This window comes from Paenarthrobacter sp. 10L420 (assembly GCF_056395385.1).
Window position 1 is genome coordinate 53,561 of sequence record NZ_JBFTJK010000013.1, and the last position, 17,493, is coordinate 71,053.

Genomic DNA, 17,493 nt, shown 5'->3' on the forward strand with positions numbered 1-17,493 from the left:
TCTCGAATAATCGACGTCAGGCGCCGCGAACAGGCAGCGACGGCATGCCCAAGGACACACCCTTCTTGCCCGAGGCCGCACCAGCACTGGGAACACCGCAGGAATCTGCCTGCGAGCGATCCCAGGCGTCACCCGCCCTCGACCGGCGCAACATGTAATCGTCCAGGCTTGCAGGATCGGCAACCAGGTGGAATGCCGCTGCTTCGGTAATGGTCACGGTGACAAAGTCCCCGGGGCGAGGGGTTTGCGCACCGTCAGGTACTGAGAAATGAACGAGTCGCTGATCCTTGGAACGGCCAGACAACCGGTGCGTTTCCTCTGCTTTGCGGCCGGACTGCGCTGTCACCAGCACTTCCACACGGCGACCCAGCTGCTTGGCGTTCTCCTCCGCGGCAATACGGTCCTGCAGGGCGGTCAGACGTTCAAAACGCTCCTGGACCACTGCTTTGGGAAGTTGCTCCGGGAGCTCGGCAGCAGGCGTACCAGGCCGTTTGGAGTACTGGAAGGTGTAGGCCGAGGCAAACCGCGATTTCTCGACGACGTCAAGCGTCGCTTGGAAATCCTCCTCGGTTTCTCCGGGGAAGCCAACAATGATGTCCGTAGTGATGGCCGCGTTGGGGATCCGCTCACGCACCTTGTCCAGGATGCCAAGGAACTTGCTGGAGCGGTACGAGCGCCGCATATCCTTGAGGACCTTGTCCGAGCCCGATTGAAGGGGCATGTGCAACTGGGGCATCACGTTGGGTGTCTCGGCCATCGCATCGATGACGTCGTCCGTAAATGCGGCAGGGTGCGGGCTGGTGAAACGTACGCGCTCAAGGCCCTCGATGTCTCCACAGGCACGGAGAAGCTTTGAGAAGGCCAACCGGTCACCGAACTCAACGCCGTAGGAATTCACGTTCTGGCCCAGCAACGTGACTTCCACGGCACCGTCGTCCACCAAGGCCTGAATTTCCGCCAGGATTTCTCCCGGACGGCGGTCCTTCTCCTTGCCACGAAGGGAGGGCACGATGCAGAACGTGCACGTGTTGTTGCAACCTACTGAAATCGAAACCCAGCCGGAATAGACGGAGTCGCGCTTGGTGGGAAGGGTGGAGGGGAAGACGTCCAGCGATTCCAGGATTTCGAGTTGGGCCTCGTTGTTGTGCCTCGCCCGCTTCAGCAATGCCGGAAGTGCTCCTACGTTGTGGGTGCCGAACACAGCGTCAACCCAAGGAGCCTTCTTGACGATGGTTTCCCGATCCTTTTGGGCGAGGCAGCCACCAACGGCGATCTGCATGCCAGGGTTGGCTTCCTTGACCTGCCGAAGCTGGCCAAGGTTCCCATAGAGCTTGTTGTCGGCATTTTCCCGGACGGCGCATGTGTTGAACACCACGATGTCCGCGACCTCACCCTCCGCGGGCACGTAGCCTGCGTCCTCAAGGAGCCCAGCCATACGTTCGGAATCGTGGACGTTCATCTGGCAGCCGAAAGTCCGGACCTGATACGTCCTCGGTTCAAACGGGTCAGGCTCAAACGGGGCAGAGGCATCCGTCACTTGGGCATCAGCACTGGTTGCCAATGCTAGGGCCGAAGGCGTGGATTCTGCTGAGGGGGAAGGAATGGTCAAACTCACTACTCAAGGGTACCGGCTTGGGCAAGTACCTCGCCGACGATCCGGAAGGCCGTTGAAGGCGCATAGCCCTTCCGTGCCAGCATGGACGCCAGCCTGCGGGTGTACTTGTCACGTTCTGCGCGATCCGAGAGATCCATGCCGGGCCTCAGTTTGCGCTCCACAAGCTCGCGGGCGGCGATTTCCTCATCTTCATCGCTGAGCTGTGAGAGTGCTTCCTCGGCATCATCGAGATCGATACCCTTCTCCATCAGCTCACGACGAATGGCACCCTTGGCCAGCTTCCTGCTTTGGGAACGGCTGCGCACCCACATTCTGGCAAACTCAGCATCATCAATGAGCTGAACTTCCTCGAAGCGGTCCAGCACGGCCTCTGCAACCTCTTGGGGAACATTACGTTCTGCCAGCTTGCGGGACAGCTGCAGCCGACTCCGTGGCGCCATCGTCAATTGCCGCAGGACGATGGCGCGGGCCACGGATTCGGGATCAGGCTCAGGATCGCCGGATACGGAGGACTCCGGGTCCGGCCCGCTCCTAGCCGTCAACGGCCTTCAGCTTCGGGGAATCTGCCTCCGGCTTGACACCCACGCCAAGCTTTTCCTTGATGAGGCGCTCAAGTTCCTGGGCCAGCTCCGGGTTATCACGCAGGAAGCGCCGTGAATTCTCCATACCCTGGCCCAGCTGATCGCCGTCGTACGTGAACCACGAGCCGGACTTCTTGATGATGCCGTGCTCGACGCCCATGTCAATGATTCCTCCCTCGCGGGAGATGCCCTGGCCGTAAATGATGTCGAATTCAGCAATCTTGAAGGGCGGGGCCATCTTGTTCTTGACGATCTTGGCCTTGGTCCGGTTACCGACGGAGTCGGCACCTTCCTTCAGCGTCTGAATGCGGCGGACATCGATGCGGACTGAGGCGTAGAATTTCAGGGCCTTACCACCGGTGGTGGTTTCGGGCGATCCAAAGAAGACGCCGATCTTCTCACGCAACTGGTTGATGAAGATTGCGGTGGTCTTGGTCTGGCTCAAGCGGCCGGTAATCTTTCGCAGGGCCTGGCTCATGAGCCGAGCCTGGAGGCCGACGTGGGAATCGCCCATCTCGCCCTCGATTTCAGCACGCGGAACCAAAGCAGCCACGGAGTCAATGACGATGACGTCCAGGGAACCGGAGCCCACCAGCATGTCCATGATTTCCAAGGCCTGCTCACCTGTGTCCGGCTGCGACACGAGCAAGGCATCCGTGTCCACGCCCAGCTTGGCTGCGTAGTCAGGATCCAGGGCGTGCTCGGCGTCGATGAAGGCCGCTATGCCACCGTTACGTTGCGCATTGGCTACAGCGTGCAGGGCCACTGTGGTCTTACCAGAGGATTCCGGGCCGTAGATCTCCACGACGCGGCCTCGGGGCAAGCCACCAATGCCAAGGGCGACGTCCAGTGCAATGGATCCGGTTGGAATAACTTCGATCGGTGCGCGGGTGTCATCACCCAAGCGCATGATGGAGCCTTTGCCGAACTGCTTGTCGATCTGGGCAAGCGCTGCTTCGAGCGCCTTCTCACGATCCGGGGTTGCCGCCATGGTTCACACCTCTGATGCTTTCTCGCTGTGGAGTGGCCTGAATGGCCGCTTTCCTGTCATGTCAGACGCTATTACGGCTCCCTGACATTTTTTGAAGCCGACGTGGGCTATGTGGATAACCACGCCCTCCGATTGCCTGTGGAATGCGTCCTTCAGGAACAATTTTCCTCTCACAGGAGCATATCCCCATCCGAACAGATATTCGAACAATGCATGCGGGCGTGTCACCACCATGGAGCCTGGAAGTCCCTCGGCAAAGGTGGCTGGACTTCAGTTGGCCGCAGGCTTGATATCCCGGCCGAGCCTGCGCTCCGGCGGGACATCCTGGACTTCGCACATTGCCAGCCAGACGTCCCGGGGCTGGTAGCCGGCAGCCAGTGCCTCCACGGCGGTCCGCCCTCCCACGCCGGCCAGCACCAGGGAATTGGCCAGGACGCGGGAATAGCCTGCCCCAAATTCATCGTCCATTAAACGCCAGAAGTCACTTGCCCTCACGGATAGAGTCTCTCACGACGCCGGACTCTAGAATGGTTGCCATGAGCAATCCTCTCCAGAGCACGCCCCCCGAGGCCGTGCCAGGTGACACCATAGACGACGCCCTTCAGCAGGTGGAACACCAGCTGAGCCTGCTCTGGCGCCGTGCCCGTTCCATCTCGCATCAGTTGTCCCGCCAGGTCCACCCCGACATGGAGCCTGCCGCGTACGGCCTGCTGACGATCATTCGCCGCGAAGGCCCCATCCGCCTGACGGACCTTGCCTCGTGCATCGGAGTGGGCAAGCCTTCAGTGAGCCGCCAGATCGCATTTCTGGAAAGTATTGGCCTGGTCTACAAGGAGGCAGATCCGCAGGACGGACGGGCTCAGTCCATCCGCCTGACGGAAAAAGGCGAGGAGAAGATGCATCAAGTCCAGGACGCGCGCCGCCAGGTGTTCCGTGAGCGACTCGGTGAGTGGCCGCTGGAAGACGTCCAAACCTTGGCCGACTACATGGGCCGGCTCAACGCCGTCTATGGCGAAAGCATCATCAAGGACACCACCCTGAAGGACACCGAGTCCGGGGAGACTGCCAATCCCACGCAGGACTGACAGCAGCACCAATGCGAAAGGTCCTCAGCCAGAGGCTGGGGACCTTTCGTGACAATTCCTGGTCTGACCGTTACCGGGCTCCGGAGAGCATCCCTTGCGGGAAGTCGTCGGTAAGGTCAAGGTCGCGACCGTAGCGCTGGGAGAATTCCTGCGGAACGGTGTCCGGAACAGCTACGCCCTCCGCAACGGCCACGCGGTCGCTGACTTCGCGGAGCATGCTGGACAACGGAACGTCCAGGGCGGTGCAGATAGAGGACAGGAGCTCGGAAGAAGCCTCCTTTTGGCCGCGTTCAACCTCACTCAGGTATCCGAGTGAGACGCGGGCGCTGTGCGAGACCTCGCGGAGGGTTCGGCCCTGACGCTGGCGGACATCGCGCAATACATCACCGATTTCGTGGCGTAGTACAACCATCTTGCGCTCCTTCTGTTCGCTCTGTGCCTGCTTAGCCAAGCCCACATCCTTCCAGCGGACAACGCCGTTTACGGATACGGGCTGCTTTACCATCTGTATCGCCTTGCTCCCTCGTTCATCCGGTTCGCTGGCTGGCGGACCGGTGTGGTTTTCTACATCCTAGGCGCCCCGGCTGTTCCGAAGCGACACAATGACACAACTATTGGCAATGAGTTTTTGTTCCCGGCTACTTTACGAACGGTAACCAACCCCTCCCAGTGCATCAATCAGATGCGCCAGCGCAGCTTCGCAGGCCTTTTCCCTGATACTTTGCCTGTCCCCCGAAAAGCTGAATTCAAACGAACCAGTTCCAGTACTCGTGGCGACGCCGACGAAGACGGTTCCCACGGCTTTGCCGTCATGGGGCTCCGGACCAGCCACGCCGGTAGTGGATATTCCGACGTCGGCCGTACAGGCGCGCCTGGCACCTTCGGCCATGGCCGCCGCTACACCGCCATCCACTGAACCAACGGCAGAAATCAGCTCCGTCGAAACACCGAGGATTGAGGCCTTCACGGAGTTCTGATAAGCAATCACGCCGCCCTGCAACATTCCGGACGCACCGGGTGTGTTGGCCAGGCTGGCCGCCACCATTCCTGCTGTCAGCGACTCGGCGGTGGCAACGGTAAGGCTCTTTCCCAATGCCAAGGCAACTGCCGCCGTCGCTAGTTCCGAGGCTTTGGCGGCGTCCACGGGGTTGCTCATGCGCGGCGGCCCGCAGCCCGAAGCCGGAGCGCCTGGACTACGTACTCCGCTCCGGTCCACAGCGTGATGGCAAGGGCGGCCATCATGACCCAGAAGGCGACAATGACGAGCCACGGCGCGATGGCCTCAAGCGGCAGGATGTACAGGAAGATGGCCACTGTCTGGATGACGGTCTTGAGCTTTCCGCCGCGGGAAGCCGGCATGACGCCGTATCGGATCACAAAGAACCTCAGTGCCGTGATGCCCCACTCGCGGACCAGGATGAGGATAGTCACCCACCAGGGCAGTTCCCCGAGGATGGACAAGAGCACCAGCGCTGAGCCGATCAGCAGTTTGTCGGCAATGGGGTCCGCGATCTTGCCGAAGTTGGTGATGAGGCCACGGGCACGGGCGATATCGCCGTCGAGCTTGTCCGTGTAGATCGCTACGGCGAAGGCCACAACAGCAGCCCACCGCCAAATACCTTGGTGGTTGTCATCCGCCACCAGGAACCAGACGAAAAATGGAACCAGGACGATACGGAGCATCGTGAGGATATTGGGAAGGTTCCAGACGTCGGAGCTGCTGGAAGTGGCGTTGTCACCCTCGGCTGTAGTCACCCCTCTAGGCTACCGTCCGGTGAGCGACCAGGCGTCCTCGCCGCCCTCGTCCTCATCATCGGGGACGTCGGCGCCGTCGAAATATTCAACAGCTTGGGTCCGGTTGTCGAGGTCCGCTGCCACCAGGTCCTCGGCATAGCCGCCGACGGCGATATTGGAGTTTGCGTTATCGCTCAGTGCCGCAGTGTGGGCGTCAGGCGCAGCCGGCGATTCCTGTCCCTTCATGGCAGCAAGCACGGCAGCGAGGTCATCCGGCTTAACCAGGACATCCCGGGCTTTGGAGCCTTCGGAGGGACCCACGACGCCGCGGGACTCCAGGAGGTCCATGAGGCGTCCGGCCTTGGCGAAGCCGACACGAAGCTTGCGCTGCAACATGGAGGTGGAACCGAACTGCGTGGTGACCACCAATTCGGTGGCCTGCAGCAGCACCTCGAGGTCGTCTCCGATGTCGTCGTCGATCTGTTTCTTGGGTGCCTCAGCAGCGACGTCGTCCCGGTACACGGCCTGCAGCTGGCCCTTGACATGTTCAACAACCTTGTGGATTTCGGATTCCGTCACCCAGGCACCCTGCACACGCATGGCCTTGGAAGCGCCCATCGGCAGGAAGAGCGCGTCGCCCTGGCCAATAAGTTTTTCGGCGCCAGGCTGGTCCAGCACCACGCGGGAGTCCGTGACGGAGGAGGTGGCGAACGCCATGCGGGAGGGCACGTTGGCTTTGATGAGGCCCGTGACGACGTCCACGGATGGCCGCTGCGTAGCCAACACCAGGTGGATGCCGGCGGCACGTGCCAGCTGGGTGATGCGGACAATCGAGTCTTCGACGTCGCGTGGCGCCACCATCATGAGGTCCGCGAGCTCGTCCACAATGACCAACAAGTACGGGTAGGGCTTGATGACTCGCTTGGAGTCAACGGGCGGTGTGACCTTGCCTGCCCTGACTGCCTTGTTGAAGTCGTCGATGTGCTTGTACCCGTAGTTGGCGAGATCGTCATAACGGGCGTCCATCTCCCGAACCACCCACTGCAGGGCTTCGGCCGCCTTCTTGGGATTGGTGATGATAGGCGTAATCAGGTGTGGAACGCCTTCATACGCAGTCAGTTCCACGCGCTTGGGGTCCACCATGACCATGCGGACTTCATCAGGCGTAGCGCGCATCAGGATCGAGGTGATCATGGAGTTCACGAAGCTTGATTTACCAGCACCTGTAGCACCGGCCACCAGGAGGTGGGGCATCTTGGCCAGGTTGGCCACGACATAACCGCCCTCGACGTCCTTGCCGACGCCCATGACCATCGGGTGGTCGGTGCGGCGTGCATTCTGGCTCCGCAGCACATCACCCAGGGATACCGTTTCGCGGTCCGTGTTGGGAATCTCGATGCCGATTGCGGACTTGCCGGGAATGGGGCTCAGGATGCGCACATCGCTGGATGCCACCGCGTAGGAGATGTTCTTGGACAGCGCCGTTACGCGCTCCACCTTGGTGCCGGGAGACAGTTCGATTTCGTAGCGTGTCACCGTTGGGCCTCGGCTGAAGCCAGTCACTGCGGCATCGACGTTGAACTGCGTCAGCGTGTCCGTCAAGGCGGCCACGACGGCGTCATTCGCTTCGGTGCGCTCCTTCGGAATGGAGCCTGGTGTCAGGAAGTCCGAGGCAGGCAGGGTGTACGTGACGTCTCCAGCCAGTGACAGTTGCTCTGTGCGCTGCGGAATTGGCGTGGGCGGCGGAGGGGGCGTTGCTGGCCGGGCCGGAACCTGCGCAACTGTGGGTGCCGTCATTTCCGGTGTGAGGACGGGAATGGCCTCGGTGGGGTTATCGATGCCTGGAGCAGCACCCAAGCCCTGGGCAGCCTTGATCTTACCCACTGCTATCTCGGCTTGGGTGGGGCGGCGTACGCCCGGCGGAACGCGCGGGGCAGATGCTTGGGGAGTTTCGTCGTCGTCGACTATTGCATGCTCAAAAGCTTCGTCACCGACGTAGCCTTCCAAACCGGCGTCGGTATCCTCATCCTTGCCGAAGAAGCGCATCCGCTTCTTCTTCTTGGGCTTTGCAACCGCCCCGTTTTCATAGAGGTAGCTGCGATCATGGGCATCCTTGCCGGACTCGGCATCCATGAGGTCCACGCCCATGAGGTGCTCGTAGGCGGAGCGGATCCTGGAGGGGATCGCCCCGAACGGCGTGGCCGTAACGATCAGCACTGACACGAAGGCCAACAGGCTGTAGACGATCACCGGGACGGCGGCATGAATTGCAGCAAGTGGCGACGCTGCAAGGAAGCCCAGCATTCCGCCCGCCCTGCGCAGCCCATCGAAGCCATCGGCCACGGTGGGCTGGCCGCCGATGATGTGGGCCAAGCCGGAACCGGCGAAAGTCATGATCATGAAGCCGATGCCAACGCGGTTGTTGCCGCGGCCATCCTGCGGTTTGCGGAAGAGGCGGAAAGCACAGATGAAAAGCATGAAAGGCAAAACAAGCGACATCCAGCCGAAAGTGCCATTGACCACGCTGTAGACGGCGTCAGGCAGCCATCCGGTCAGGCCCCACCAAGCGAAGGTGGCAATGCCGATTCCCAGCACGAGATTGAACAGGGCTGCACCGTCGCGGCGATCGGCGGGATCGAGATCGCTGACGTCGTATCCGATCCGGCGGACTCCTGCGCCAACTACGTGCCCAATGCCCTGCCAGACGCCCGCCAGCATGCGCACGGGCAGCGGCGCATGGGGCTCGACGGCGGCCGGCTGCTTGGTGCGGGCACTGCTGCCCCGACCGTTCCTGGGCGTGGCTGCGGTGCTTTTGGATGCAGCTGCGCCCCGGCCTGTGCCGCCGGATTTACTACTGGAGCTGCCTCGTGGCGTGGAGGAAGTACGGGTCGCCATGCTTGCCACGCTACCCCAAGGGGGCCCGAAATCCGCGGATTTCAGACCCCCTGGGATGCATGTTGCCGGTGGACTACGCCTCCAGGACCACCGGAATGATCATGGGACGGCGACGAAGCTTCCGGTTCACCCATGTTCCGATGATCCTGCGCACTACCTGCTGCAGCTGGTGGTTGGTGTGGTCTGCGTGGTTGAGCACAGCTTCTTCCAACGCGGCGTTGATCTTGGGAATGATTTCGTCGAAGACGGCGTCATCCTCCGCTACGCCACGTGCATGGATTTCCGGTCCGGAGACGATCTTGCCGGTGGTCCGGTTAATAACCGTGATGATGGAGATGAAGCCTTCGTCGCCGAGGATACGCCGGTCCTTCAGATCCGCATCGGTGATTTCACCCACGCTGGAACCGTCCACATAAACAAAGCCGACCTCTACCTGACCAACGATGTTGGCCTTGTGGTCCTTCAGGTCAATAACGGTGCCATTATCGCTAAGGATGATGCCGTCGGAGGGCACCCCGGATTCTTCGGCGATATTTCCATTGGCAATCAAGTGACGCGTTTCACCGTGGACGGGCATCGCATTAAGGGGCTCAAGGATGTTGTAGCAGTACAGCAATTCGCCGGCAGCTGCGTGTCCGGACACGTGAACCTTGGCCGTTCCCTTGTGAATCACGTCGGCACCGAGCTTCAGCAAGCCGTTGATGATGCGGAACACGGCGTTCTCGTTGCCTGGGATGAGGCTGGAGGCCAGGATCACGGTGTCGCCCTGGCCGACAACCACGCGGTGGTCGCCGTTGGCCATGCGAGATAGTGCCGCCATGGGCTCGCCCTGGGAGCCGGTGGACATGAGGACCACCCGGTCATCGGGGAGGTTGTCAATGTTCTTGATGTCCACCAGGATCCCGTTGGGCACGTCAAGGTAGCCCAGTTTGGCCGCGATGGCCATGTTCCGAACCATGGAACGGCCCACGAAGGCAACGTTGCGGCCGTGCTTGGCTGCAGCGTCGAGAACCTGCTGGACGCGGTGAACGTGGGAAGAGAAAGAAGCCACGATGATGCGCTTCTTCGCCTGCCCGAACAATCGATCAAGCGTGGGGCCGATCTCCTTCTCCGCGGTAGTGAACCCGGGAACGTCGGCGTTCGTGGAGTCTGCCATGAAGAGATCCACTCCTTCTTCGCCCAGGCGGGCGAAGTGACGGAGGTCGGTGATGCGGCCGTCCAAGGGCAGTTGGTCCATCTTGAAGTCGCCCGTATGCAGGACAGTGCCGCCCTCGGTGCGGATGAAGACTGCCAAGGCGTCCGGGATCGAGTGGTTCACTGCGATGAATTCGCATTCGAACGGGCCGAACTGCTCCACCTGGCCCTCGGTAACGGTCAGCGTGTAGGGCTTGATCCGATGTTCCTGGAGCTTCGCCTCCACCAAGGCCAGCGTCAACTGGGAGCCGATCAGGGGGATGTCCGCTTTGAGGCGCAGCAGATAGGGAACAGCACCGATGTGGTCTTCGTGGCCGTGCGTGAGCACCACACCAACAACATCCTGCAGCCGGTCCTCGATGTAAGAGAAGTCGGGAAGGATCAAATCAACGCCGGGCTGCGTTTCCTCGGGAAAAAGTACGCCGCAGTCAACGATCAGCAACTTGCCGTCGATTTCGAAGACCGCCATGTTGCGGCCTATCTCCCCCAGTCCACCCAGCGGAACAATCCGCAGTGTGCCTTGCGGCAGTTTCGGCGGAGTAACCAGTCCAGGAAGGGCTGTTTGGGTCATATTGTGCTTCTTTCCGGCGGAACCGTCCTAGACGTTGAAGTCCATTCCGGCTTCCGCCAAATCCCCGCGGATGGTTTGGATCTCGGCCTCGTCCGGCTCCACGAGGGGCAAACGGACAACCGAGTTGGGCAGGACTCCCTGCCACTTGAGAATCTGCTTGGCGGCTACAGCGCCTTGGACCCGCGTCATGGTTGCACGCACTACGGGTTCCAGTTCAAAGTTGATGGCCCGCGCCTTGGCGAGGTCATTGGCATTGACAGCGTCAATGAGTTCGCGGAAACGTCGGGTGGCCACGTGCGTGGTTACGCCCACGAGGCCTACCGCGCCGAGCGCCATCCACTGCAGTGTGAGGCCGTCGTCGCCGGAGTAAAAGACCAAATCGGTCTCGGCCATGACGCGGGTGGCTGCGGCGAAGTCCGCCTTCGCGTCCTTCACGGCCACGATGTTCGGGTGCTTCGCAAGCCCAATCATGGTCTCGGGAGCGATGGCAATGGAAGAGCGTCCGGGGATGTCGTAGAGCATGACCGGCAGGTCCGTAGAGGACGCAATCGTCTCAAAGTGGGCCCGAACGCCGGCCTGGCTGGGCTTGTTGTAGTAAGGAGTGACGATCAGAAGGCCGTCGATGCCAATCTGGGCCGCACGCTGGGACAGGTGCACCGAGTGCGCGGTATCGTTGGTGCCGGTTCCGGCAATGATGGCAGCTTTGCCCCCCACGGCTTCCTTGACCGCACGGAACATGCCGAGGTTTTCTTCGTCAGTAAGGGTTGAGGTCTCTCCAGTGGTACCGGTGACCACGAGTCCGTCGCAACCGTCCTGGACCAGCTTCTCCGCCAATGCTGCAGCTTGGTCGTAGTCGACCTTGCCATCCTCGGTGAACGGGGTGACCATGGCGGTCAACAGGGTACCAAGTGCGGGAATGTGGGCGCGGGAGTCAGACATAAGAAAAACGTTACCTTGTCACGGCCATGTTCCGGGAATGGGTTCCACGTGATGGTCGTCATCGGCACTGCTGACTATGCGGGCTTGGGCGTCTTCAGCGTCCCCTCCGAACTCGCCGTCCCCTCCGAGCAATACTGCGCCACCGCTTTTTCCTTCAGCTGTTCCGCCCACGCAACCAAGCGTTGGGAAGCGCGGACGTAGTCGAAGAGTTCCCTTGGTGTGAGGGCTTCAAGGTCTGTTTCAGCCAGGCGACGTGCAAGCTCAGCACCCGGCGGTTGCTCGATCAGGACCGTGCCCTCGCTGCGCCACTGGACGTCCTCTGGCGGCTCGCCTGCCACGAGTTGCCTGAAGAGGAAGTCGACCACACCCGGACTCATCGCCTTCATGGGTCCGTGGAGGCCTTGCCGAGGATTTTGAGGCCGAGGATTTGGAGGCAGAGGACTTGGAGCATCGTTCATGCAGCCATGTTATTCGAACATATATTCGAAGACAAGGCCCTTGAGCCGGAGCCGCGCGCAATTCCGCCATGAGCCACCTGCCGCGAAGATGCTTCCAACCCGCATCACAGCGGCGCCATAGGCGCTTGTGAGACGATCGCAGCATGACTTCGCAAGAGACGGCGCCAGCCCGGAAGGTGCCCAGGGGACGCAAAGTCTCCACCCGCCTCACGGGCATTGACGCCGCCCGCGGCCTGGCCCTGTTGGGAATGATGGCCACGCATCTGATGCCGACCTTCGGCCCCTCCCCCCAGTGGGAACCCACCTGGGTGGGACTGGTTTTCTCGGGCAGGTCCGCTGCGCTGTTCGCAGTCCTCGCCGGAATCGGGTTGGCACTCACCACCGGGAAACAAGAGCCGCGCCAAGGCATGGACCTCTGGGCGGCCAGAAGCGGTGTTGCGATGCGGGCCTTGGTGATTGCCGTCGTCGGGCTGACTCTTGGGGGTCTGGACGTCAACATCGCGATCATCCTGGTGCACTATGCCGTCCTGTTCCTGTGCATCCTGCCGTTTCTGGGATTGCGACTGAAAGCGCTCTTCTTGTGGGCGCTCGGCTGGGTCCTGGTGTCACCCCTGATCGCCTACCTCGTCCGCCCGTGGCTTCTCGACGCCACCCCTCCCCTGCAGTTGGGCCACAATCCAAACAGCGAGGACCTGGAGACGCCGGGACGCCTTGTCGCGGACCTGTTCTTCACTGGCTACTACCCCGTGTTCCAGTGGATCGCTTATTTGCTGATCGGACTGGCGATCGGACGTTTGGCGCTCACGACGGCGAACGTCCAGTTGCTGCTCTTCACCTGCGGATTCGCCGTGGCCGCTTTGGCGAAAATCGCAGGAACCCTGGCCATGGAGGTATGGGGCGGTCGCGCCGCCCTCGAAGCACTTCCCGGAACACGGGGATACCCGCTCGAGAGCATGCTCCAAGTGAACCTGACCGGATTGCAACAGGTGGATTCGTGGTGGTGGCTGGCAAGCGCGGCACCACATGCCGGCACCACCCTGGACCTGCTTCATACCGGCGGGGTGGCGGCCGCCGTCGTCGGGTTCTTCCTGATGCTCGGCACGCTGGCCGAACGCATCAAGGTCAACTTCCTCATACTCCTCAGCGGTCCGGGTGCCATGACCCTCACGTTGTATTCACTCCACGTGTGGGTGGTCTCCGGTTTCCACAACAAGCCACTGCCAGTGGGGTGGACCGACGAAGGAATGTATTGGACACAGGCGCTGGCCGCCGTAAGCATCGGCGTGTGCTTTGCCCTCTTCCGACGCCGGGGACCTCTGGAGTGGCTGGCACACCAGGCCTCGCGTTTGGGCAGTTACCGCCCGGCTGCCGTGGGCTGAGAACGGAACAGTTTCACGGCGTCGCGCATGGAAGCGCGGGCACGTTTGCGATCTCCAGAGGCATCGTAGGCACAGCTCAACCGGAACCAGGAACGCCAATCCCCCGGCGCTGCCTCGGCCTCCTCACGGTACTTTTCGAACTCGGCGTCCGCGGCCGCACGGACAATGCGGCCACCGGGCGTGCGCGGCAGGGTATCCACAGGCAGTCCGCCCTCGGCTTCCAAAACCTTGGCCATCTGTTCGGTTCTCGCGCCAAACAACAGCTCACGAATGAGCGCCCAAGCGCCAATCATGGGCAAAACGAGGTAAGCAGCGCCGATGCCCTTTGCCACCAGATTGGGATCACCAAGCAACAGGATGGACCGCTGGAGGGAAACCACCAGATACAGCACCAACAGCAAGGTGATGGCACCAACCCAGATTTTGGTGCGGTTCTTCTTCACAGACTCCCAAAGAGTTCCCATGGTCCTAGAGCCCCAGGTCCAGGTAGCCATCCAGGCCCACGGTCAAGCCTGGGTGGTCCGCAACTTTGCGAAGCCCGAGCAGGACACCAGGCATGAACGAGGCACGATCGAAGGAATCATGGCGCAACGTCAGCTGTTCACCAGGCCCGCCGAAGAGCACCTCCTGGTGCGCCACCAGCCCGCGGAGCCGCACGCTGTGGACGCGTACACCCTCCACGTCGCAGCCCCGGGCGCCGTCCAGGGACGTTTCCGTAGCGTCGGGACTTGCTGGCACACCGGCTTCCTGCCTGGCCTGGGCAATCAGCTGTGCCGTACGCACGGCCGTACCTGAAGGAGCGTCTACCTTGTTCGGGTGATGCAGTTCAATGATCTCCACGGACTCGAAGTACTGCGAAGCCTTCGCCGCAAACGCCGACGCCAGCACAGAACCCAAAGCAAAATTCGGGGCGATCAGAACGCCCGTTTCCGGCTTCTGTTCCAAGAGGGTTCGCAACGATCCAAGACGTTGTCCATCCCAACCCGTGGTCCCAACCACTGCATGAATGCCATGCTCAACCGCGAAGCGCACGTTGGCCTCGGTAGTGTCAGGAACAGTCAGGTCCACAACGTACTTGGCACCTGTGTCGAGCAGTGTCTGCAGGGAATCGCCGCGACCGAGAGCTGCTACCAGCTTCATATCGTCGGCTGCTTCAACAGCCTTCACGGCTTCAATTCCCATGCGCCCGTGGGCGCCCAGCACTGCAACGGCAAGTTGTTCGGTCATGCCTTTAACCCTACCGCCGGGCCGGGGTAGGGCAGGAACCGTGACTCCGCGCTTACTCTCCTGGGCCGTTCCCGCTTACTCCCCGGCCCCGACCCATTCCACGGTGCCGTCGCTGAAGAACTGTTCCTTCCAAATGGGCACCTGCGCTTTGACCCGGTCCACGAGTTCCGCACAAACGGCAAACGCCTGGCCCCGGTGGGCGGCCGCAACGGCACACACCAGCGCGGGATCACCGATCTCCAGCATCCCAATCCTGTGCGCGGCCCAAATCCTGACCGGTTGCTCTGCTTCGCCGGAGTGCTCCGCGACCAGCTGCGCGACGACGTCGGACATGATCCGGTGCGCTGTGGGATGGGCGCTGTAGCTCAGGCGGTCCACGGGCTTACCGGAATCGTGGTTGCGCACCACGCCGCTGAAGCTGACTACTGCCCCGGCGGTGTCAGACTCCACCGCGGCAATTGCCTGGTCAACGGAGATAGGCTCGGCGCTCAGGACCGCGCTAACAACTTCAAAGTCTGTTTCAGTGCCCATGGCTTCCTTCCAATTGATCGCAAAGGTGCCCGATCACCGGATCCAGGACAGTTAATCCATCCATGACGCCCTTCGGGGAGCCGGGCAAATTAATGATGAATGTCTTTCCCGCTGCTCCTGCGTGCCCACGGCTCAGCATTGCCATGGGCGTCTTTGCAGTGCCCGCCCGCCGAATGCCTTCCATAATGCCCGGAATCTCGCGATCCAGCAGCGGCAACGTCACTTCCGGCGTCTGGTCGTCCGGGCTCAGGCCCGTTCCACCACTGGTGATGACGACAGCGGGCTGCTGCGTCAGGAGCGCCCTCAAAGCCGCGCCAACGGGCTCACCATCCGGCACCACCATGGTGGGGAAGGCATCAAAGCCATGCTCCTTGAGCCAGTCCATGATGACGGGGCCGGTTTCGTCGGCGTAGATTCCCGCTGCCGCACGGGTGGAGGCGATAACGACGCCGGCCTTCCTCGGCCCATGGGCGTTGGGTTCGCACGCACTCATGCTTGGACTCCTTCCGGGGCGGATTCCGGGGCGGATTCCGGGGCTGCGCTGCCCCGGTTCCAGTCGCCGTGCGTCCAATCCCCACTCTTGCCACCGCTTTTTGCCAGCACCTGGATGTCCGTCAGCACTGCATGCTTGTCCACAGCCTTGATCATGTCGTAGACACTCAGGGCGGCCACTGAGGCGGCCGTGAGAGCTTCCATTTCGACGCCGGTGACGCCCCGGGTCTTCACGGTCGCCAGTACTTCGATCGAGTCGGCTCCGAGCTCAAAATCCACGGTGACCTTGGAAATGGGCAACGGATGGCACAGCGGGATCAGTTCGGGTGTCTTCTTGGCGGCCATAATTCCTGCCACCCGTGCTACTGCGAGCGCGTCGCCCTTGGGGAGTTCGCCGGCGCCGAGGAGGGACAGGACTTCGGCAGTGCTGCGCACCGTGGCGGTCGCGGTGGCCTCACGGGTGGTGACTGCTTTCTCGGAGACATCCACCATCTGGGCAGTTCCGTCCTGCCGGAGATGGGTCAGGCCGCCCGTGTTGCCGGACGTGTTCGTGGGAGTTTCTTTCACAGCATCCATACTTCCACTTCGCTTCCCTCCGCGAGTTCCGTGACGTCGCTGGGAATGTGCACAAGGGCATTGGAGCGCGCCAAGGAATGCATCAGGTGGCTTCCTGCGCCGCCCTCCATTCGGACGGAGCCGTCGGGCAGGAGTGTTCCGCGGCGCACTTGATGCTTGCCCTCGGGTGAGCGCAGGGGTTCTGCCAAGCGTGCCCGCTGTACTGGCCGCGGTGCCGGGACACCGTGGATCAGCGACAAGGCAGGGCGCAGGAACATTTCGTAGGAGACAAGGCAGCTGACAGGGTTGCCGGGAAAGCCGAGGAACGGAACACCTTCAAAGCGGCCGATTCCTTGTGGTCCTCCGGGCTGCATCGCCACCGGGAGGAACTCGACATGCTGGGTGGCCATGGCTTGGCGTACAACCTCGTACGCCCCCTTGCTGACGCCACCGGTGGTCACGATCAGATCCACCGGGTGCTTGCCGTCTTCGCTTCCGACGTGGTTGCGAAGTACTGCGAGCAATCGTGCCGGATCGTCATCGGAGATTCCGCTTCGTACCACGTCAAGACCCGCTTGGCGCATGGATGCTTCCAGGAGGATTCCGTTGGAGTCGTAGATCTTGCCGGGCGTGAGGTTCCGGCCCGGTTCCAGGACCTCATCGCCCGTGGTGACCAGCAGGACGCGCAATGGCTTGCGGACTTCGACGGCGGTCAGCCCCAGTGCGGCCAACAAGCCGAGCTGCGCTGGTCCTAAACAGGTCCCCGCGGGGAGGGCCAACTCCCCTTCCTGGATGTCGCTGCCGGCGTTTCGAACATAGGTGCCCGGAGCAGTGGCGGGCAGATCAACCTCAACGTCCCTGGCCTCAGGATTCGGGAAAGTGCTGGGACGCGCCCGCTCAATGGGAACCACGGCGTCGGCACCCTCGGGAATCATGGCGCCGGTCATGATGGGCACGGCATAGCCTGGCTTCAACGCCTCCGGAGCCGCCCCCGCTGGAACCGGTGCCGCCACGCGCAGCTTCGCGCCGCCGTCGGGAATGTCAGCAGAGTTGACGGCAAAGCCGTCCATTTGGGAGTTGGCAAAGGGCGGCAGGGAAAGTGGCGCCTGGAGGTCGACGGCGAGCGCCTTGCCCAGGGCTTCCAGTAGCGGCAGCTGTTCAGTTGACGTGGTCGCGGCTTGACCGCTCAGTAGTTCCACCACGGCGTCGCGATGGGCAGCAACGGATCTGGGCAAGGACATCCTCC

The 17,493-nt window shown here is 61.9% G+C and carries 19 protein-coding genes; 2 read left to right on the forward strand and 17 right to left on the reverse strand.

Annotated elements, in window-relative coordinates; genetic code table 11:
* Positions 1 to 16: 16 nt before the first annotated feature.
* From miaB to AC1DD5_RS17625, 4 genes are all read right to left on the reverse strand, one after another.
* The gene (miaB, locus tag AC1DD5_RS17610) at positions 17 to 1,615 is read right to left on the reverse strand and encodes a tRNA (N6-isopentenyl adenosine(37)-C2)-methylthiotransferase MiaB (protein WP_477522280.1); all 1,599 of its coding nucleotides are present in this window, start codon (positions 1,613 to 1,615) and stop codon (positions 17 to 19) included.
* A complete protein-coding gene (locus AC1DD5_RS17615; protein WP_477522281.1) occupies positions 1,615 to 2,157 on the reverse strand; it encodes a regulatory protein RecX in 543 nt (180 codons plus the stop codon). The genes miaB and AC1DD5_RS17615 overlap by 1 nt, the downstream gene beginning before the upstream one ends.
* A complete protein-coding gene (gene recA / locus AC1DD5_RS17620) occupies positions 2,147 to 3,187 on the reverse strand; it encodes a recombinase RecA (RefSeq protein ID WP_223936581.1) in 1,041 nt (346 codons plus the stop codon). The genes AC1DD5_RS17615 and recA overlap by 11 nt, the downstream gene beginning before the upstream one ends.
* Before the next feature lie 270 nt (positions 3,188 to 3,457).
* Positions 3,458 to 3,682 carry a DUF3046 domain-containing protein gene (locus tag AC1DD5_RS17625; protein WP_442005795.1) on the reverse strand — a complete coding sequence of 75 codons (225 nt, stop codon included), beginning with the start codon at positions 3,680 to 3,682 and terminating at the stop codon, positions 3,458 to 3,460.
* A gap of 32 nt (positions 3,683 to 3,714) precedes the next feature.
* Between AC1DD5_RS17625 and AC1DD5_RS17630 the strand changes: the two genes are divergently transcribed.
* Positions 3,715 to 4,272 (forward strand): MarR family winged helix-turn-helix transcriptional regulator, encoded by a 558-nt coding sequence (locus tag AC1DD5_RS17630; protein ID WP_442005794.1) that lies wholly within the window; start codon positions 3,715 to 3,717, stop codon positions 4,270 to 4,272.
* Positions 4,273 to 4,342: 70 nt separating this feature from the next.
* On the opposite strand, the gene AC1DD5_RS17635 is transcribed toward AC1DD5_RS17630, so the two are convergent.
* From AC1DD5_RS17635 to AC1DD5_RS17665, 7 genes are all read right to left on the reverse strand, one after another.
* Entirely contained in the window at positions 4,343 to 4,777 is a 435-nt protein-coding gene (locus tag AC1DD5_RS17635) for a helix-turn-helix domain-containing protein (protein WP_216925260.1), read from the reverse strand.
* 138 nt (positions 4,778 to 4,915) lie between these two features.
* On the reverse strand, positions 4,916 to 5,428 hold the full coding sequence (locus AC1DD5_RS17640) for a CinA family protein (protein ID WP_477522282.1): 513 nt from the start codon (positions 5,426 to 5,428) through the stop codon (positions 4,916 to 4,918).
* Positions 5,425 to 6,027 carry a CDP-diacylglycerol--glycerol-3-phosphate 3-phosphatidyltransferase gene (gene pgsA / locus AC1DD5_RS17645; RefSeq protein ID WP_442005792.1) on the reverse strand — a complete coding sequence of 201 codons (603 nt, stop codon included), beginning with the start codon at positions 6,025 to 6,027 and terminating at the stop codon, positions 5,425 to 5,427. Before pgsA ends, AC1DD5_RS17640 begins: the two co-directional genes overlap by 4 nt.
* Before the next feature lie 9 nt (positions 6,028 to 6,036).
* A complete protein-coding gene (locus AC1DD5_RS17650; RefSeq protein WP_477522283.1) occupies positions 6,037 to 8,901 on the reverse strand; it encodes an FtsK/SpoIIIE family DNA translocase in 2,865 nt (954 codons plus the stop codon).
* 73 nt (positions 8,902 to 8,974) lie between these two features.
* Positions 8,975 to 10,666, reverse strand: a complete 1,692-nt coding sequence (locus AC1DD5_RS17655) for a ribonuclease J (protein ID WP_477519036.1) — start codon at positions 10,664 to 10,666, stop codon at positions 8,975 to 8,977.
* Between the two features lie 27 nt (positions 10,667 to 10,693).
* The gene (dapA, locus tag AC1DD5_RS17660; protein ID WP_223936573.1) at positions 10,694 to 11,605 is read right to left on the reverse strand and encodes a 4-hydroxy-tetrahydrodipicolinate synthase; all 912 of its coding nucleotides are present in this window, start codon (positions 11,603 to 11,605) and stop codon (positions 10,694 to 10,696) included.
* A 74-nt stretch (positions 11,606 to 11,679) separates the two neighbouring features.
* Positions 11,680 to 11,991, reverse strand: coding sequence for a hypothetical protein (locus tag AC1DD5_RS17665; RefSeq protein ID WP_442005789.1), 312 nt, complete (start codon positions 11,989 to 11,991; stop codon positions 11,680 to 11,682).
* A gap of 215 nt (positions 11,992 to 12,206) precedes the next feature.
* Here AC1DD5_RS17665 and AC1DD5_RS17670 point away from each other — a divergent pair, with 215 nt between their 5' ends.
* Entirely contained in the window at positions 12,207 to 13,442 is a 1,236-nt protein-coding gene (locus tag AC1DD5_RS17670) for a heparan-alpha-glucosaminide N-acetyltransferase domain-containing protein (protein ID WP_477522284.1), read from the forward strand.
* On the opposite strand, the gene AC1DD5_RS17675 is transcribed toward AC1DD5_RS17670, so the two are convergent.
* The 6 genes from AC1DD5_RS17675 to AC1DD5_RS17700 form a co-directional block, all read right to left on the reverse strand.
* A complete protein-coding gene (locus AC1DD5_RS17675) occupies positions 13,418 to 13,906 on the reverse strand; it encodes a hypothetical protein (RefSeq protein ID WP_442005787.1) in 489 nt (162 codons plus the stop codon). The genes AC1DD5_RS17670 and AC1DD5_RS17675 overlap by 25 nt on opposite strands.
* A gap of 4 nt (positions 13,907 to 13,910) precedes the next feature.
* Positions 13,911 to 14,669 carry a 4-hydroxy-tetrahydrodipicolinate reductase gene (gene dapB / locus AC1DD5_RS17680; protein ID WP_442005786.1) on the reverse strand — a complete coding sequence of 253 codons (759 nt, stop codon included), beginning with the start codon at positions 14,667 to 14,669 and terminating at the stop codon, positions 13,911 to 13,913.
* 75 nt (positions 14,670 to 14,744) lie between these two features.
* Positions 14,745 to 15,200, reverse strand: coding sequence for a molybdenum cofactor biosynthesis protein MoaE (locus tag AC1DD5_RS17685; protein ID WP_442005785.1), 456 nt, complete (start codon positions 15,198 to 15,200; stop codon positions 14,745 to 14,747).
* Positions 15,190 to 15,693, reverse strand: coding sequence for a MogA/MoaB family molybdenum cofactor biosynthesis protein (locus AC1DD5_RS17690; protein ID WP_442005784.1), 504 nt, complete (start codon positions 15,691 to 15,693; stop codon positions 15,190 to 15,192). Before AC1DD5_RS17690 ends, AC1DD5_RS17685 begins: the two co-directional genes overlap by 11 nt.
* Positions 15,690 to 16,268 carry a cyclic pyranopterin monophosphate synthase MoaC gene (moaC, locus tag AC1DD5_RS17695; RefSeq protein WP_477522285.1) on the reverse strand — a complete coding sequence of 193 codons (579 nt, stop codon included), beginning with the start codon at positions 16,266 to 16,268 and terminating at the stop codon, positions 15,690 to 15,692. The genes AC1DD5_RS17690 and moaC overlap by 4 nt, the downstream gene beginning before the upstream one ends.
* Positions 16,256 to 17,488, reverse strand: coding sequence for a molybdopterin molybdotransferase MoeA (locus AC1DD5_RS17700; RefSeq protein WP_477522286.1), 1,233 nt, complete (start codon positions 17,486 to 17,488; stop codon positions 16,256 to 16,258). Before AC1DD5_RS17700 ends, moaC begins: the two co-directional genes overlap by 13 nt.
* Positions 17,489 to 17,493: the final 5 nt, after the last annotated feature.

Excerpts from the sequence above, each read along its gene's own strand:
- recA (WP_223936581.1), bottom strand. The coding sequence starts at position 3,187 with ATGGCGGCAACCCCGGATCGTGAGAAGGCGCTCGAAGCAGCGCTTGCC.
- AC1DD5_RS17630 (WP_442005794.1), top strand. The coding sequence starts at position 3,715 with ATGGTTGCCATGAGCAATCCTCTCCAGAGCACGCCCCCCGAGGCCGTG.
- AC1DD5_RS17635 (WP_216925260.1), bottom strand. The coding sequence starts at position 4,777 with ATGGTAAAGCAGCCCGTATCCGTAAACGGCGTTGTCCGCTGGAAGGAT.
- AC1DD5_RS17640 (WP_477522282.1), bottom strand. The coding sequence starts at position 5,428 with ATGAGCAACCCCGTGGACGCCGCCAAAGCCTCGGAACTAGCGACGGCG.
- AC1DD5_RS17650 (WP_477522283.1), bottom strand. The coding sequence starts at position 8,901 with ATGGCGACCCGTACTTCCTCCACGCCACGAGGCAGCTCCAGTAGTAAA.
- AC1DD5_RS17655 (WP_477519036.1), bottom strand. The coding sequence starts at position 10,666 with ATGACCCAAACAGCCCTTCCTGGACTGGTTACTCCGCCGAAACTGCCG.
- dapA (WP_223936573.1), bottom strand. The coding sequence starts at position 11,605 with ATGTCTGACTCCCGCGCCCACATTCCCGCACTTGGTACCCTGTTGACC.
- AC1DD5_RS17665 (WP_442005789.1), bottom strand. The coding sequence starts at position 11,991 with ATGAAGGCGATGAGTCCGGGTGTGGTCGACTTCCTCTTCAGGCAACTC.
- AC1DD5_RS17670 (WP_477522284.1), top strand. The coding sequence starts at position 12,207 with ATGACTTCGCAAGAGACGGCGCCAGCCCGGAAGGTGCCCAGGGGACGC.
- AC1DD5_RS17675 (WP_442005787.1), bottom strand. The coding sequence starts at position 13,906 with ATGGGAACTCTTTGGGAGTCTGTGAAGAAGAACCGCACCAAAATCTGG.
- dapB (WP_442005786.1), bottom strand. The coding sequence starts at position 14,669 with ATGACCGAACAACTTGCCGTTGCAGTGCTGGGCGCCCACGGGCGCATG.
- AC1DD5_RS17685 (WP_442005785.1), bottom strand. The coding sequence starts at position 15,200 with ATGGGCACTGAAACAGACTTTGAAGTTGTTAGCGCGGTCCTGAGCGCC.
- AC1DD5_RS17690 (WP_442005784.1), bottom strand. The coding sequence starts at position 15,693 with ATGAGTGCGTGCGAACCCAACGCCCATGGGCCGAGGAAGGCCGGCGTC.
- moaC (WP_477522285.1), bottom strand. The coding sequence starts at position 16,268 with ATGGATGCTGTGAAAGAAACTCCCACGAACACGTCCGGCAACACGGGC.
- AC1DD5_RS17700 (WP_477522286.1), bottom strand. The coding sequence starts at position 17,488 with ATGTCCTTGCCCAGATCCGTTGCTGCCCATCGCGACGCCGTGGTGGAA.